Source organism: Pseudoxanthomonas beigongshangi (genome assembly GCF_016820515.1).
GTDB classification, from domain to species: domain Bacteria; phylum Pseudomonadota; class Gammaproteobacteria; order Xanthomonadales; family Xanthomonadaceae; genus Pseudoxanthomonas_A; species Pseudoxanthomonas_A beigongshangi.
The window spans coordinates 38474-53882 of record NZ_JADHDV010000015.1; the positions used below are offsets into that span (position 1 = coordinate 38474).

Consider the following 15409-nt stretch of genomic DNA (forward strand, 5'->3'; position numbering starts at 1 on the left):
TATGACCCGCGCCTTTCACGCCACGTCGCCGCGATCACGGGTGTGGTCCGGACGGATCGGTCAGGCGGCCTTGCAACTGCCGCAGCACTGGCTGCCGGATTCGGCCGGCGCCGCGGCGACCGCTTCGTCCGTCGCGACGACGTCATAACCTTGCGCGGCCAATGCCTGGGTCGCTTCCGCCGCGCGGATGTCGCCCCGGACCAGGACGGTCTTGCCCGGAAGATCCACGGAAACGGACGCATTGGCGTCCAGCGCCTGCAGCGCGTAAGTGACCGTGCGTACGCAGTGGCCACAGGTCATGCCTTCGACAATGAGTTTCATGATGCCTCGGAGAGGATGACCGGCCCATCGCCGGCACGCACACGTTCGGGCTTGCCCCTGTGGGAAGGTCAATCCCGGGGCGGGAAATGGTGGTGGTTTGACCTTCCCATCGTGGGAAGCCGCATCGTGCCGGCAACCCCACCGATGGATGCCGTCATGAACTCCTCCCTGTCCCACGCCGCCGCCGCCATCCAGGACCGGTTCCGTTTCGGCGTATCCGGCATGACCTGCGCGTCCTGTGTCGGCCGCGTCGAACGCAGCCTGCGCGAGGTCCCGGGCGTGGCCGACGTGGCGGTGAATCTTGCCACCGAAACCGTCGAAGTCCACGCCGCGCGACCGCTGCCGTTGCAGGCGCTGGACGCGGCCGTGCGCGACGCCGGCTATGAAATGGCCACCCGCGAGATCGAACTGGCGCTGCAGGGCATGACCTGCGCGTCCTGTGTCTCGCGCATCGAACGCGCCCTGGTCGCCGTGCCGGGCGTGGTCGAAGCCAGCGTCAATCTCGCCACCGAACAGGCACGCGTGCGGGTCACTTCCCAGGCGGCCGAAGCCGATCTGGTGGCGGCAGTGGCGGCGGCCGGCTACGGCGCCACGCCGCATGCCGCGGCACGGTCCGGCACGGATGCCGCGCAGGTCGCGGCTTCCCGCGAAGCCCGGCACCTGTGGTTCGCCGCGTTGCTGTCGCTACCGCTGGTGCTGCCGATGCTGGGCCTGTTGTGGGGCGAACACTGGATGCTGCCGGGCTGGGTGCAGTTCGCATTGGCGACGCCGGTGCAGTTCTGGCTGGGCGCGCGCTTCTACAAGGCCGGCTGGAAAGCGCTCAAGGCGCGTACCGGCAACATGGATCTGCTGGTCGCGCTGGGAACCAGCGCCGGCTACGGCCTGAGCGTGTACCACCTGCTGGCGGGCACCTCGTCGCATGCCGCGCAACCGCTGTACTTCGAGGCATCTGCCGTCATCATCACCCTGATCCTGATGGGCAAGTGGCTGGAAGCACGCGCCAAGCGCCAGACCACCGAAGCCATCCGCGCGTTGCAGGCATTGCGTCCGGCCACCGCGCGGGTGCGCCAGGCCCATGGCGACGTGGAACTGCCCATCGATCAGGTTCGCGTGGGCGACGTGGTGCTCGTGCGTCCGGGCGAACAGATTCCGGTGGACGGAGAACTGCTCGAAGGCCGCACCCATGCCGATGAGTCGATGATCACCGGCGAGTCGCTGCCGGTGGCCAAGAACCCGGGCGATCGCGTGACCGGCGGCGCGGTGAACGGGGAAGGCAACATCGCGATCACCACCGTGGCGGTGGGCGCGGAAAGCGCGCTGGCCCGCATCATCCGCCTGGTCGAGGACGCGCAGGCCCGCAAGGCGCCCATCCAGCGGATCGTGGATCGGGTGAGCGCGGTGTTCGTTCCGGTGGTGATCGGCATCGCCCTGCTGACCCTGGTGGCCTGGGGTGTATTCACCGGCGACTGGAACCAGGCCATCCTCAACGCGGTTGCCGTCCTGGTCATCGCCTGTCCCTGTGCGCTGGGCCTGGCCACGCCCACCGCGATCATGGCCGGCACCGGCGTGGCGGCGCGCGCGGGCATCCTGTTCAAGGACGCCGAGGCGCTGGAGACGGCCCGCAAGGTCACCATCGTCGCGTTCGACAAGACCGGTACGCTGACGCAGGGGCGGCCGCTGCTGGCCGAAGTACTGCCCACCGAGGGCAGCGCTTCGGATCTGCTCGCGCTGGCCGCCGCGCTGCAGGCCGGCAGCGAACACCCGCTCGCCAAGGCGGTACTGGCCGCCGCGGCCTCCGGCCCGGCGCCGCAGCTGGCGGTCGATGTGCAGGCGCTGCCGGGGCGTGGTCTTTCCGGTGAGGTGCAGGGACGCCGGCTGTGGCTGGGCAGTGCGCAACTGATGCGTGAACTGGAGGTCGATGTTTCCACGCAGGCCGTGCAGGCCGATTCATTGGGCAATTCAGGGCATACGGTGTCCTGGCTGGCGGAAGCGCGGGACGGAACGATCCGGTTGCGTGGCCTGTTGGCATTCCGCGACGAGCCCCGGGAAAGCGCGGCCGACGCGATCGCGCGGCTGCATGCGATGGGGCTGCGCACGGTGATGATCTCCGGTGACAACGCCGGCGCCGCCGGGGCGGTGGCGGCGACCCTGGGCATCGACGAAGTGCGCGCGAACGTGCTGCCCGACGGCAAGGCCGAGGTGATCCAGCAATTGCAGCAGGCCGGCACCGTGGCCATGGTCGGCGACGGCATCAACGATGCGCCCGCGCTCGCGGCGGCATCGGTGGGACTGGCGATGGGCTCGGGCACCGACGTGGCGATGCACGCCGCGGGCGTGACCCTGATGCGTCCGGATCCGCGGCTGGTCGCCGCGGCCATGGATGTTTCCCGCCGCACCACCCGCAAGATCCACCAGAACCTGTTCTGGGCATTCGCCTACAACGTCGTCGGCATTCCGCTGGCGGCCCTGGGCCTGCTCAATCCGGTGCTGGCCGGCGCGGCCATGGCGCTGTCCTCGGTGAGCGTGCTCGCCAATACCTTGCTTTTGCGCCGTTGGCGACCCACCTTGGACGCCTAGGAGATTTCCGCAATGTCCAGACGAACCCAGGCACCACGCCCCGAACTGGCCGACGCCCGCCGGCAGGGCCTGCACAACATCGGCGAGGCGGCGGCCATCAGCGGCGTGAGCGCCAAGATGATCCGGCACTATGAAAGCATCGGCCTGCTGTCGCCGGCCGAACGCACCTTCGCCGGCTATCGCATCTACTCGGACAACGACCTCCACCGCCTGCGCTTCATCAAGCGCGCCCGCGTGCTTGGTTTTCCGATCAAGCAGATCGAGGTGCTGCTGGGACTGTGGGACAACCGCGAGCGCGCCAGTTCGGAGGTCAAGGAACTGGCACGCGCACACGCGGATGAACTGGGCAGGAAGATCCGGGAAATGCAGGCCATGCAGCAGACCCTGCTGGATCTGGCCCGGCGTTGCCACGGCGACGATCGGCCGGACTGTCCGATCCTGGAAGATCTGGCGACGCTCGAACGCTAGGTCTCAGGCGCGTCCGGAGCCTCATCCCATCCTTTTGCCTGCGCGTCGCCCGGTCGGTAGACCCGGCGCGCGTCGATGATGGACGCCGCGGCGGCGCGAGCGCACCGCCGCGCGTTCGCCCGCACTCAATAGACCGGCAACTCGATCGAGCTCGCCGCTTCCGGCGTGTGCCAGATGCGCTGCGTCGCCTTGCGGTAGTCCTCCGGCTTGGCGAAGTAGATGTTCGGGACGAAGGTCTGCGGATTCCGGTCGTACAGCGGGAACAGGGTCGACTGCACCTGCACCATCACCCGATGTCCGGGCAGGAACACGTGGTTGGCCTCCGGCAGCGCGAAGCGATAGGGCAGGGTCTGGTCGGAGGGAATCGCCTTGGCGTGCTCGAAGCTCTCGCGATAGCGTCCGCGGAAGATCGCCAGCGAGACCGGCAACTGGTAGCCGCCCATCTCGGTCGCCGAGGCGACCTGCTCGGGATACACGTCGATCAACTTGACCACCCAGTCGCTGTCGCTGCCACTGGTGGACGCCTGCAGGTTCACCCACGGCGTGCCGGCGATGCGCAGCGGTTCGGTCAGCGGTTCGGTGATGAAGGTCAGCACGTCCGGCCGGCCATCGACGAAGCGCTGATCCTTGACCAGCCACGTCGTCCACATGTCGCGATCGCCGAAACGCACCGGGCGCGGCGCGAACGGCACCGGCTTGGCGGGATCGGAAACGTATTCCTCGAATCCGCTCTCGCCGGCCGCCGGCGGCTGGAACGAGAGCTGGCCGCCCGCGCGCAGGTACAACGGCCGGGCGGGGGAGCCACACCCCTGGGCGCAGCTGCGCGGCCAGTTCGGCAGGCGGTCCCAGCGGTCCTCGCCGGTGTTGTAGACCAGCACCGGCGGCGTATCCGCCTTCGGCGCGCCTTCGACCAGGTACTGATCGAAGAACGGCTTGAGCACGTCGCGGCGGAACTGCAACGCGGTATCGCCGTCGAATTTCAGCGCGCCCAGGTTGCGTGCCTCGTAGTTGACCTGGCTGTGCCGCCACGGTCCCATCACCAGGTAATTCAGGTTGTTGCCGGTATCGCGTCCTTCCATCGCCTGGTAGCTGTGGTTCGCGCCCCACATGTCTTCCTGGTCCCACAGGCCCTGCAGCCACATGGTCGGGACCTTCAGTGGTGTGCTGGCCATCTTCCGATCCAGTGCCTGCTCCTGCCAGAACGCGTCGTAGGCCGGATGCTCGGTCATCTTGTGCCACCACGGAATCTGTTCCAGTCCATGGGTCCGGGCGTAATCGCCGGCCGAACCGGCACGCAGGAAGGTGGTGTAGTCGTCCAGCCCCTCGCTGGGCACCGAAGTTCCCTTGCCGCGCTTGGTCAGCTGGCCGGTGAAGTAGCCGAAATTGACCTGCCGGAACGCACCGTAGTTGAGCCAGTCGTCGCCCATCCAGCCATCGATCATCGGGCTCTGCGGCGCCGCCACCTTGAGCGCCGGATGCGGATCGGTCAGCGCCATCACCACGGTGAAGCCTTCATAGGAAGAGCCGAGCATGCCGACGCGTCCGTTGGACTCGGGCACGTGCTTGACCAGCCAGTCGATGGTGTCCCAGGCGTCGGTGGCGTGATCGACCTTGGTCGGATTCAGCGGCCCGCGCAGCGGACGGGTCATCACGTAATCGCCCTGTGAACCGTACTTGCCGCGCACATCCTGGAACACCCGGATGTAGCCGGCGGGCACGAACACCTCATCGCCCTGCGGCAGGATGTCGATCATGCGCGGCGATTCCATGCGCTGGGCGCGGCCCGCCGCGTCGTAGGGCGTGCGGGTCAACAGCATGGGGGCGTTCTTCGCCCCCTTGGGCACGACGATGACGGTATAGAGCTTCACCCCGTCGCGCATCGGCACCATCACCACGCGCTTGTCGTAGTCGAAATCCTGCTTCGGTACGACGAATTCCTTGCCGGTGATGTCCGGCGTGATCGCCGGTGTCTGGGCCAGGGCGAAAACCGCGGGAAGGAACAACGCCAATGCCGCCAGCCTGCGGCAGCCGAGGGCCTTGCAAGTCATCTTCATGGAGCGTCTCGATTCCGGAGTCGTAACCTGCCGATTAAACCGCGCCGCGAGGCCCGCAGCCAGTGCTGAATGCGCCGTAGAGCGGAGCTCGCTCCGCTTGCCTTTGCGAACGCCCCGTCAACCCCGTGCCGGCAAGCCCAGCCGGATCAACCGAATCCGGGCGGCAAATCCTCCGGACCGGTACCAAACGAAAGATTGGGTCGCGGCCCCATTTCGAACTCCAGCGTCCCGCCCGCGGCCAGGTCGGCGTGGCTTATCCAGTTGCGCGCATACGGCTCGCCATTCCAGCGCACCCGTTGCACGAAGACATTCCGCGCATTGTTGCGACGAGCGAGGACGTGCAGCCGGCGTCCGTTGCCAACGTGCAGCTCGGCTCGGCGGAACAAGGGACTACCGAACACATAGTTACCGCTGACCGGATCGACCGGATAGAAGCCCAGTGCGCTGAGCACGAACCAGGCGCTCATCTGCCCGCAGTCCTCATTGCCGGACAGGCCGTCGCGGGCATCGCGATATTGCTCGCGCATCAGGCGGCGGACCATGGCCTGGGTTTTCCAAGGCTGGCCGGCATAGGCATACAGATAGGCCACGTGATGGCTGGGCTCGTTGCCATGCGCGTACTGGCCGACCATGCCGTCGATGTCCGGCGGCGCACCGGCCGGCAGCTCGGAGCTGGTGCCGAACAACTCGTCCAGCTTGCGCACGAACCCGTCACGCCCGCCAAAGCCCTCCATGTAGCCGTACAGGTCGTGCTGGTTGAGGAAGGTGGCCTGCCAGGCGTTGGATTCGGTGAAATCGTGCCAGCGCTCCGAGTGGCCCAGCGCGCGCGGGTCGAACGGCTCGGCCCAGCGGCCGTCCTCCAGCCGGGGCTGGATGAAACCGCTGTCCGGGTTGAACAGATGACGGTAGTTGCGCGAGCGCGCGAGCAGCGCCTGATGATCGTCCAAGGCGCCGGCTGCGCGTGCCAGATGCGCGCAGGCCCAGTCGTCGTAGGCGTATTCCAGGGTCCGGCTGGCCGCCTCGCTGACCTTGTCGCTGGGAATGTAGCCCAGCCGGCGATACCAGCCCAGCCCGTGGAAGTCGTCGTCCATTGCGCGCTTGCGGAACAGCGGCCAGGCCGCGGCGTAGTCGATGCCGTCGAAACCCTTGGCGTGCGCCTCGGCCAGCACCACCGCCGAGTGGTAGCCGATCATCGTGCCGGTTTCCACGCCCTGCAGCGGCCAGATGCCGACGCCGTCCGGGCATTCGGCCGCGCCGCGCACCAGTCCCTGGGCCAGATCCGGTACGCGCTCGGGCTGCACCAGGGTCAGCAGCGGATGCAGCGCGCGATAGGTGTCCCACAGCGAATAGGTACTGTAGTTGTGGTAACCCTCGGGCAGGGTGTGCACCTTCAGATCCATGCCGCGATAGCGACCGTCCGTATCGCTGAACAGTGTCGGTGCCAGCAGGCTGTGGTACAGCCCGGTGTAGAAGATGCGCCGCTGCCCGCCGTCACCGGTATCGATGCGCACCCGCGCCAGTTCCCGCTCCCAGGCATCGACCGCCTCGGCATGCACGCGGGCGAAGTCGAAGTCCGGCAACTCGGCATCGAGATTGGCCAGCGCGTTTTCGGCGCTGACCGCCGAAATGCCGACCTTGACCAGCAGCGGCGCGGCGCCGGCATCCGGGTAGTGCAGGGCGGCCTTCAGCCGGGTGCCATCGATGCTTCGCGCGTCCTCGGCCAGCGGCTGGTCATCGGCGTACAGCTGCGCGCGCGCGAATGGACGCGACAGTCGCATCGCGAAGAACAGGTAGCGCCCCCTGGCCCACTGATGGACGCGACGGCCACCGACCAGCGTGCGCTCGTCGACGACGCGCAGTTGCGCCTCGCTGGTCCGGGTGGGCGTGTCGGCGTTGTCCTGGTAGCCGTGGCACAGATCCAGCAGCAGGTGGCCTGGCTTGCCTGCGGGAAAACGATAGCGATGCAGGCCGGTACGCGCGGTGGCGGTCAGTTCCGCGAGGATATCCGTGTCCTTCAGCCTTACCCGGTAATAGCCTGGCGAGGCGGCTTCGTCCTCGCGGTCGAAGCGCGAGCGGTAGCCGGTTTCCGGCGCATCCGGCGGACCCGGATGCAGCCGGACCTCGCCGGTGCGCGGCACGACCAGGAAGTCGAGCATGTCGCCGATGCCGGTACCGGACAGATGGGTGTGCGAAAAACCCATGATCGAATCCTGCGCCTCGTGGTAACCGCTGCATCCGTCCCAGGTCGTGTTGTAGGTATCCGGGCCGAGCTGCACCATGCCGAAGGGCAGGGTCGCACCGGGAAACGTGTGGCCGTGGCCGCCGGTGCCGATGAATACATCGACGTGCCGGCTCAAGTCCATTCGCGCGCGACTGTCGGCGGGCAGGGCGGGTCTGCCGGTGCGCGCCGAAGCGGCGATCGCGGGGCCACCGACGCCGGACAGGCCCAGCGCGGCGGCGCCCTTCAGGAATCCACGTCGTGTCGTCATCGTCCGTTTCCTCGTTCCCTTGTCTCTTTTGTGCCTGTCCGAGCCAGCGGATCAGCGCGGCAATGGCGCGCGGCCAATGATGGAGAAGCCGGCCGCACCGCCGGGCGCACCGGTACCGGGCTGGCCGCCGCCAACGAAGACCTGGTAGTCGCCGGCCTCGACCGCTCGCTGGCCGGCGCGATCGACCTCGCTGAGCCTGCGCGCGTCCAGCTCGAACGTCACCTCGCGCGATTCGCCCGGCGCCAGCGCCACGCGCGCGAATCCGACCAGGCTGCGGATCGGCGACTGCGGCCCTTGCGGAGGCTGCAGATAGACCTGCACCACTTCCTCGCCACGGCGTCCGCCGCTGTTTCGCACCCGCGCGCTCACCCGCAACGTCTCGCCGGCCTTCAAGGTCCGCGTCGACAGGCGGGGGGCGTCATAGGCGAAGGTGGTGTAGCTCAGGCCATGGCCGAACGGATACAGCGGCTGGCCACCGAAGTAGCGGTAGGTGCGTCCCTTCATGTCGTAGCTGACGTAGGGAGGGAGATCCCGGGTCGACGGGTAGAACGTCACCGGCAGGCGTCCGCCCGGACTGAAGTCGCCGGCCAGCGCCTGCGCGATCGCGGTACCGCCGGATTGACCGGGATACCACGCGGCAAGGATGGCGTCGGCATGTTGCTGCGCCCAGTTCAGCGCCACCGCGCTGCCGCTCATCAGCACCACGATCAACGGCTTGCCCGCCGCCTTGGCGCGCTCGAGCAACACTTGCTGCGCCGGCGGCAGGCCAATGGCGTTGCGATCGCCGCCATCGAAGCCCAGCACGTCGACCTTCAGTTCCTCGCCTTCCACGTCCGGCGACAGGCCGACGAAAGCGACCACCGCGTCGGCCCTTTCCGCCACGCGCGCGGCCTCGGCCAGTTGCGCGTCGGCCGGAGCCAGCCATTCCAGCCGCAGGCCCTGATCCTGGCCGTGATGCTCGATCTCCAGGCGAATGCGGCGGGGCCGTGTATCGGTGAAATGCAGGCGCGTTTCGACATTGCGGCCATCGGCGTTGTGCACGCCGGCGGCGACGCGCTTGTCTTGCGCGTTACCGGCGATCACCAGTTCGTCGTCGATGTACAACCGCACCGGATCGTGCCCGCTGCAATCGAAGCAGCGCGCCACGCGCACCGCGAGGGTGTATTCGCCGGGTCCGGGCGGCAGCAGTTCACCGGTCCAGCGCACCGAATAGTGATTCCGATCGACTCCGGCGGCGGGCGCCACCTGATCCCAGTTGAAGCTGACCACGCGATCCCGGCGCACCACGCGTGGGGCGCCGGCCAGATCCGGATTGTCGAAGTACTCGCCCCTGAGTCCGGCCTGGCCATCGCTGCGCAGGGCGGTCTCGGGAATCATCACCGGCACGCCCGCCGCCAGCGGCGCACCCTGCGCGTAGCTCACCCGGGCCTGGCCGAAGCGTTCCCGCAGGCCACGCAGCGGCGTCACCGGGTCCGTGGACGTGCCCTGATAGTTGGCTTCCAGCGCGGCCAGCGCATCGGCATTCGGACCGATGACCGCCAGCCGGGCATCCGGTTTCAGCGGCAGGGTCGCATGTTCGTTCTTCAACAGGACCAGCGATTGCCGCGCGGCTTCGAGGGCCAGATCGCGGCTGGCGGGCGCATCGATGTCAGCCGCGCCGAGTTGAGCGTAGGGGTCATGCCGCGGACGCTCCAGTTCGCCCAGGCGGTAGCGCGCGGCGAACAGGCGCACCAGCGACCGGTCCAGCGACGCCTCGTCGGTCTCGCCGCGATCCAGCGCCTGGCCCAGGGCGCGATAGGTGTTGCCGCAATTGAGGTCATGCCCGGCGTTCAGGGCGGCGGCGCTGGCGCCGGCTTCGTCGGAACGGAAGTAGTGGAAGTGCAGCATGTCGTAGAGCGAATCGCAGTCGGACACCACGAACCCGCGGAATCCCCAATCCTTGCGCAGGCGGCCATCGAGCAGCCAGTCCGCGGCGCAGGCCGGCGTGCCATGCAGCGAGTTGTAGGCGCACATCACCGCGCCGGCGCCGCCGTCGACCAGTGCGGCGCGGAATGCCGGCAGGTAGGTGGCTTCCAGATCGCGCGGGGAGACATCGACGTCGAAGCCGTGGCGTCCCGGTTCCGGGCCGCTGTGCACGGCCAGATGCTTGGGCGTGGCGATGGTGCGCGGATGCCGGGGATCGTCGCCTTGCAGGCCGCGGATGAAGCCGACCGCCAACTGCCCGGTGAGGTAGGGGTCCTCGCCGTAGGTTTCCATGCCGCGTCCCCAGCGGGGGTCGCGGAAAATGTTGATGTTCGGCGACCAGATGGTCAGCCCTTCATAACGCCGATGGTCGCTGCCCGGCCCGCCGGCCAGGTTGAACTTGGCGCGGGCCTCGGTCGAGGTCACCGTGCCGACCTGTTCCAGCAGATCGACATTCCAGGTCGCCGCCAGCCCGATGGCCTGCGGAAACACGGTCGCGTGGCCGCTGCGGGCGACGCCGTGCAGGCCCTCGTTCCACCACTCGTAGGCCGGTACGCCCAGGCGTGGAATCGCCAGAGCGGCATTCATCGTCTGCGCGATTTTCTCCTCGCGCGTCATCTTCGCCACCAGCGCCGCCGCCCGCTGCTCGGCCTCGTCCGCATGTGCCGGGGCTGCCAGCGACATTGTCGCCAGCGTCCATCCCGCGGCAATCAGGAACGGCAGGGCCTGGCGGCGAAGGAACACGGGCATGGGCAAGGGTTCTCCGGAGCGTGGCTCAATGTACAACGGGTACGGGAGGGTGCCTGTCTGGAACGAGGCGCTGAAAAAAGCGCGTGGCCGTAGGGGCGGCCACGCGCACGGAACGGCACGCCATCGAGGGAGGACCGATGGCGTGCCTTGGCCGCCTCAGAACTTGAAGGTGAAGGCCACCTGGTAGTTGCGCCCGCTCTTGTAGAGGCCCAGCGGGGTGCGCTTCTGGGTGTCGTACCAGTAGTAAGTGTCATCCAGCAGGTTGGAGGCACTGAAGGTAACGCCGAGCATCTCGTTGAACTGATAGCCGGCAATCAGATCCAGCTGCTTGTACGCGTCGGCGAACACGCTCGCGTTCTGGCGTCCCACCTGGTTGTAGTACTCCGAGCGGTAGCTGTAGTTGACGCGCACGCTGAACGGGCCTTTCTCGAAGTACGGCGTCACCGTATAGGCGTTCTTCGAGACGTACGGCAGGAACAGGTTCGTGCTGGTGTCGGTGTCCGTATAGGTGTAGTTGGCGTTGATGCCGAACCCGTTGTCGAACGCCTGCTGGTAGATCAGCGACACGCCGGTGGCGGAGGCGTCGGCGACGTTGATCGGACGGCTGATGGAATAGACGCCGGACACGCCGGAGATCGGGTTGGTCAGCTGCTGCTCGATGGTATTGGTCACGACGTAGTTGCTGATGTCGCGGCGGAACACCTCGGCCGCCAGCATGCTGCTGGGAGCGAAGTACCACTCGAAGGCCAGGTCGTAGTTGGTGGCCTCGTAGGGTTCGAGATCGACGTTGCCGCCGCCGCCGGTGAAGTCCTGGTCGTTGAGATCCAGCGTGCCGGCCAACTGGCCATAGCGGGGGCGGGCCATCACCTTGGCGGCGGAGAAGCGGGCCACCATGTCGTCGGTCAGCTCGTAGGCCAGATTGAAGCTCGGCAGCGGCTTGTAGAAGCTGCGGTTCGCCAGGGCCCGGTCGTAGCCGCCAGAGCCGTTGCTGACCCAGTACAGCGACTTGTCGGAGGTATCCACGTAGCGCACGCCCAGGTTGCCGCGCCACTTGCCGGACTCGAAGTTCGCCTGCGCGTACAGGGCCGTGGTGATCTCCTTGACGTTGAAAGAGGGACCGTAGTTGTAGGTGTACGGGCCGCGCGGCGCCAGCGAGTTGAAGTAGGCGATGGCCTTGCCCAGATCGGCCACCGGCCAGGAGGCCAGGTCGCCGCCGGCGCCCAGGCCGTCATACAGCCCGCTCGGCGACATGCCGCCCAGGATCTCGGTCAGGTTGAGCGCCGACACCACGTCCACCGCGTTGCCGCGCGAGGACACGCCGTTGTCGTGGTTGGTGTACTTGTAGCCGACCTGGATCTGGTTGATCGGACCCCAGGCCACGTCATGGGTCGCGTCGAACTGGAAGTAGCGCTCCTTGTCGCGGCTGGTTTCGTAGTACTGGCCGCCGTACTGCTGGCCCGGCGCCAGGCCCCAGTTGGACGCGGCGTCGTTGTCGTAGTTCACCACGGTATGCCGCGCGTCGTACTCGAAATCGAAGCCACCGCTGAGCAGCAGGGTCTTCATCAGGTATTCCGGATCCTTGCCGCCCTTGGCGCTGGTCACGCCGGCCTGGGTGGTGAATACCCAGCTCTCGCCGGACCAGTCGTGGCGCAGGTTGATGCTCCGCGTTTCGACCTCGCTCTTGCGCAGGTTGAAATCGTGCTGCGCGTACGCGTCGCCGCCGACCTCGGCCGCGACCACGTAGCCATTGTCGATGGTCGCGCTGGTGATCTGGCCCAGGCTGCAGGCCGGGCAGATGTAGCGCGCCTGGCTGAAGTTGTCGTACTTGCCCTTGACGTAGATACCGGTCAGGTTGATTTCGTTGTTTTCGTTGGGCTTCCACTGCAACGCCGCCTGCAGGCCGTCACGCTCGCGATCCTGCTGGAAGTAGGAACTGCTGATGCCGACCGGCAGCTTGGCGGCGGCGGGGTCGCCTTCGCCACTGATGACGGCGGTGTCGGGCAGGCCGGTCGTGTAGCCCCAGTATTCGAGGCCGGCGCGGGAAATGCTCTGCTTGTCGTGGGTGGCCGAGATCAGGAAGCCAAGGTCCTCGGCGGCATTCTTCCAGCTCCACAGCAGCGAGGCGCGCGGATTGCCGTCTTCCGAACGGTCGTTGTAGTTGTAGCCGACCGTGCCGCGCAGCGTGTTCCTGGGCAGGTCCAGCGGCCTGCGGGTATGCACGATCACGGTGCCACCGATGCTGCCCTCGTCGATGCGCGCTTCCGGTGTCTTGTAGACCTCCATCAGGCCGATGATTTCCGGAGAGAGCAGGGTGTAGTTGAAGGTGCGCCCGCTGGTGTCGGTGGGATTGCCGCCCCAGTCGCCGGAGGCGATGGTCTGGCCGTTGACCAGCACCCGGTTGAGGGCCGGATCGGTGCCGTTGATGCTGACTTTCTCGCCTTCGCCGAACTGGCGATCAACGGTGATGCCGGGCAGGTGCGACAGCGATTCGGCGGCATTGGTGTCCGGGAACTTGCCGATGTCCTCGGCGCTGATCGCATCGACGATCGAATTGGCCGAGCGTTTGACCGCCTGGCTCTTTTCCAGCGAAACGCGATAGCCGGTGACGGTGACGGTATCCAGATCCGAGGCTTCCTGTGCCTGGGCGTTGAAGGCAATGCAGGCAATGACGGCTGCCGACAGTGCGGACTTGCGGTATTTCATGACCTTTCCTCATCAAATGGGTGGTTGCTGCGATGGTTGCCTGCTGCCGATTTGCGGTGGTTCCGTGCCCATCCCCGGCGTGGGACGCGCCCCTCCGTTTTCTTCAAGGTCCTGTTCGTTTTCGTGCGCCGCCGGTCGGACGGCGGATGCGAGTGGCGTTGCTTTGCCCGATGCCCGGACCTGCATCCGTGGCTCGCCCCGGGCGACTTGCCCGGGTTTTGTTCTCGTCAGGTAGCGCTACCAAATGGCGGCCAAATAAAAAGGCGGGTGACTCGAATTCGATTTCGCGAACCGGGCGGTCGCGCGCCGCGCCGAGGGTCGAGCCGAACGATGCCGCGGCCTGGAGAAAAGAAGGGGAGGGACCGTGGTCGCGTCGGGGTGGCCGAGGCGAGCGCGGGGTGTTCGAAGCCTGCGCGGGTGGCGAACCGGCTTCGGCATGACCGAGGGCCACTGTGAGAAGTGGCACATCGTTGATCGGTACGTCCGTTCGAGATGCAACAGCCATTGCAAGGTGCCCCCACCCGTGATGCGCCGGCACGGGCGCCAACGCGAGCCGAGTTTGAATCGATATAAATTCAGATGTCAACGACCTGTCATCGGATGCTGCTAGGAAGGGGCGATAGCACTCATTGGGCCCTGTTCATTTAAGAAAATTGGAACTTTGCTCGCAAATTTGAACGCAATCAGGCCATTTGGATCGTTTCATATGAGTTCTTTTTCGGGCCATCGGCGCCAGGGAACAGCCATCCGGAGGTGAAAAATCCGGCCGGGAAGGAGGCTTCAACAGACCGCTGAAAGACGGTGCGGACGAGGACGGGAATCCGCCCATTTCACCCATTCCCCCTGCCTCCCATGTCATGGGCGACACCCTTCGGCTACCGCGAGAACGGGCGCTCCGGCACCGCCCCCTCCCGCGAACAACAGGCGTTCGACCATCAACCTGCCTTGGCCTGCCGGCACGCATTCGCGTGGTCGCGCCAGCGGGCGCCGGTGATGATGAGGCAGCCAACCCACGGGTTCCACGGCATGCATCGGGGCGACTATCCGCAGGGATTACCGCGCGGGCGACGCCACGATTTCCTTCGACCGACAACGCCATTGACGATAGGGGACCACGATGAAACGACGGAGCTTTCTGCAGGCATGCGCGGCGATTGCGGGTACCGCCGCCCTCAGCGCGTACCGGATGGCGCCGGGCAGGGAAGGGACGACGCTGGACGCGGCGGCGTTCACCGCGCTGCGCCGTTTCGCCGACACGCCGTTCGGACGCATCGCCCACGTGGAAGTCGGAAGCGGCCCGGCGGCCCTGTTTCTCCACGGCCTTCCGTTGAACGGCTTCCATTGGCGCGGTTCGCTCGAACGCCTCGCGCCGCATCGGCGATGCATCGCGCCGGACTTCATGGGACTGGGCTATACGGAGGTCTCCGGGGAACAGGATCTTTCCCCGCAGGCGCAGGCGGACATGCTGGTGGCCTTCCTTGACCGTCTCGACGTTTCGTCCGTCGACCTCGTCGCCAACGACAGCGGCGGAACGATCGCGCAACTCTTCGCCGTGCAACATCCGGAACGGGTCCGGACGATGCTGCTGACCAACTGCGACGTCCACGAGAACTGCCCGCCGGAACAGATGCGCAACTCGATCAACGCGGCCAAGGCCGGCAACTATGATCCGAAGATGCAGCGCCACCTGGACGATCGCGTCTACGCCCGTTCGGACAAGGGCATCATCGGGTCGGCCTACATGACGCCCGCGAACGTCACCGACGAAACGATCGAGTACTACTTCAAGCCGCTCGTGTCGTCGCCGCTGCGCAAGTCGCAACTCAACCGCTATCTCGCCGATCTCGACCCCAATCCCTTGCTGGCGATCGAACCGGACCTCCGGCGCCTGGACACGCCGACGCGCATGGTCTGGGGCACGGCGGACCCGCTGTTTCCGGTCCGCTGGGCGAACTGGCTCGACCAGGCCCTGCCTGGCAGCCGCGGGGTCCGGCGGGTCGAGGGCGGCAGGCTGTTCTGGCCGGAAGAGATGCCGGAGGTGGTCGCCGGGGAGGCGCGGGCGCTCTGGGGTGTTTCGTAACGCGA

At 67.0% G+C, this 15409-nt stretch carries 8 protein-coding genes; 3 read left to right on the forward strand and 5 right to left on the reverse strand.

Annotated elements, in window-relative coordinates:
• Nucleotides 1-60 precede the first annotated feature (60 nt).
• Nucleotides 61-321 carry a heavy-metal-associated domain-containing protein gene (locus tag IQ458_RS12525; RefSeq protein ID WP_203323027.1) on the reverse strand — a complete coding sequence of 87 codons (261 nt, stop codon included), beginning with the start codon at nt 319-321 and terminating at the stop codon, nt 61-63.
• A 156-nt stretch (nt 322-477) separates the two neighbouring features.
• Between IQ458_RS12525 and IQ458_RS12530 the strand changes: the two genes are divergently transcribed.
• Nucleotides 478-2898 (forward strand): heavy metal translocating P-type ATPase, encoded by a 2421-nt coding sequence (locus IQ458_RS12530; protein ID WP_203323028.1) that lies wholly within the window; start codon nt 478-480, stop codon nt 2896-2898.
• Between the two features lie 12 nt (nt 2899-2910).
• Nucleotides 2911-3366, forward strand: coding sequence for a Cu(I)-responsive transcriptional regulator (cueR, locus tag IQ458_RS12535; protein ID WP_141452908.1), 456 nt, complete (start codon nt 2911-2913; stop codon nt 3364-3366).
• Nucleotides 3367-3491: 125 nt separating this feature from the next.
• Here cueR and IQ458_RS12540 read toward each other — a convergent pair whose 3' ends face one another.
• The 4 genes from IQ458_RS12540 to IQ458_RS12555 form a co-directional block, all read right to left on the reverse strand.
• Nucleotides 3492-5414, reverse strand: coding sequence for a CocE/NonD family hydrolase (locus tag IQ458_RS12540; protein WP_203323075.1), 1923 nt, complete (start codon nt 5412-5414; stop codon nt 3492-3494).
• A 152-nt stretch (nt 5415-5566) separates the two neighbouring features.
• Nucleotides 5567-7909, reverse strand: a complete 2343-nt coding sequence (locus IQ458_RS12545; RefSeq protein ID WP_203323029.1) for a GH92 family glycosyl hydrolase — start codon at nt 7907-7909, stop codon at nt 5567-5569.
• A gap of 51 nt (nt 7910-7960) precedes the next feature.
• Entirely contained in the window at nt 7961-10555 is a 2595-nt protein-coding gene (locus IQ458_RS12550) for a glycoside hydrolase family 3 protein (protein ID WP_235996820.1), read from the reverse strand.
• Nucleotides 10556-10777: 222 nt separating this feature from the next.
• A complete protein-coding gene (locus tag IQ458_RS12555; RefSeq protein ID WP_183636243.1) occupies nt 10778-13324 on the reverse strand; it encodes a TonB-dependent receptor in 2547 nt (848 codons plus the stop codon).
• A 1117-nt stretch (nt 13325-14441) separates the two neighbouring features.
• Here IQ458_RS12555 and IQ458_RS12560 point away from each other — a divergent pair.
• Complete coding sequence (locus tag IQ458_RS12560; RefSeq protein ID WP_203323031.1) at nt 14442-15404, forward strand: alpha/beta fold hydrolase; 963 nt, start codon at nt 14442-14444, stop codon at nt 15402-15404.
• Nucleotides 15405-15409 lie beyond the last annotated feature (5 nt).

What these genes read in the sequence shown, in the direction of transcription:
- IQ458_RS12540 (WP_203323075.1), bottom strand. Translation starts at nt 5,414, where the DNA reads ATGACTTGCAAGGCCCTCGGCTGCCGCAGGCTGGCGGCATTGGCGTTG.
- IQ458_RS12550 (WP_235996820.1), bottom strand. Translation starts at nt 10,555, where the DNA reads ATGTCGCTGGCAGCCCCGGCACATGCGGACGAGGCCGAGCAGCGGGCG.
- IQ458_RS12525 (WP_203323027.1), bottom strand. Translation starts at nt 321, where the DNA reads ATGAAACTCATTGTCGAAGGCATGACCTGTGGCCACTGCGTACGCACG.
- IQ458_RS12545 (WP_203323029.1), bottom strand. Translation starts at nt 7,909, where the DNA reads ATGACGACACGACGTGGATTCCTGAAGGGCGCCGCCGCGCTGGGCCTG.
- IQ458_RS12555 (WP_183636243.1), bottom strand. Translation starts at nt 13,324, where the DNA reads ATGAAATACCGCAAGTCCGCACTGTCGGCAGCCGTCATTGCCTGCATT.
- cueR (WP_141452908.1), top strand. Translation starts at nt 2,911, where the DNA reads ATGTCCAGACGAACCCAGGCACCACGCCCCGAACTGGCCGACGCCCGC.
- IQ458_RS12530 (WP_203323028.1), top strand. Translation starts at nt 478, where the DNA reads ATGAACTCCTCCCTGTCCCACGCCGCCGCCGCCATCCAGGACCGGTTC.
- IQ458_RS12560 (WP_203323031.1), top strand. Translation starts at nt 14,442, where the DNA reads ATGAAACGACGGAGCTTTCTGCAGGCATGCGCGGCGATTGCGGGTACC.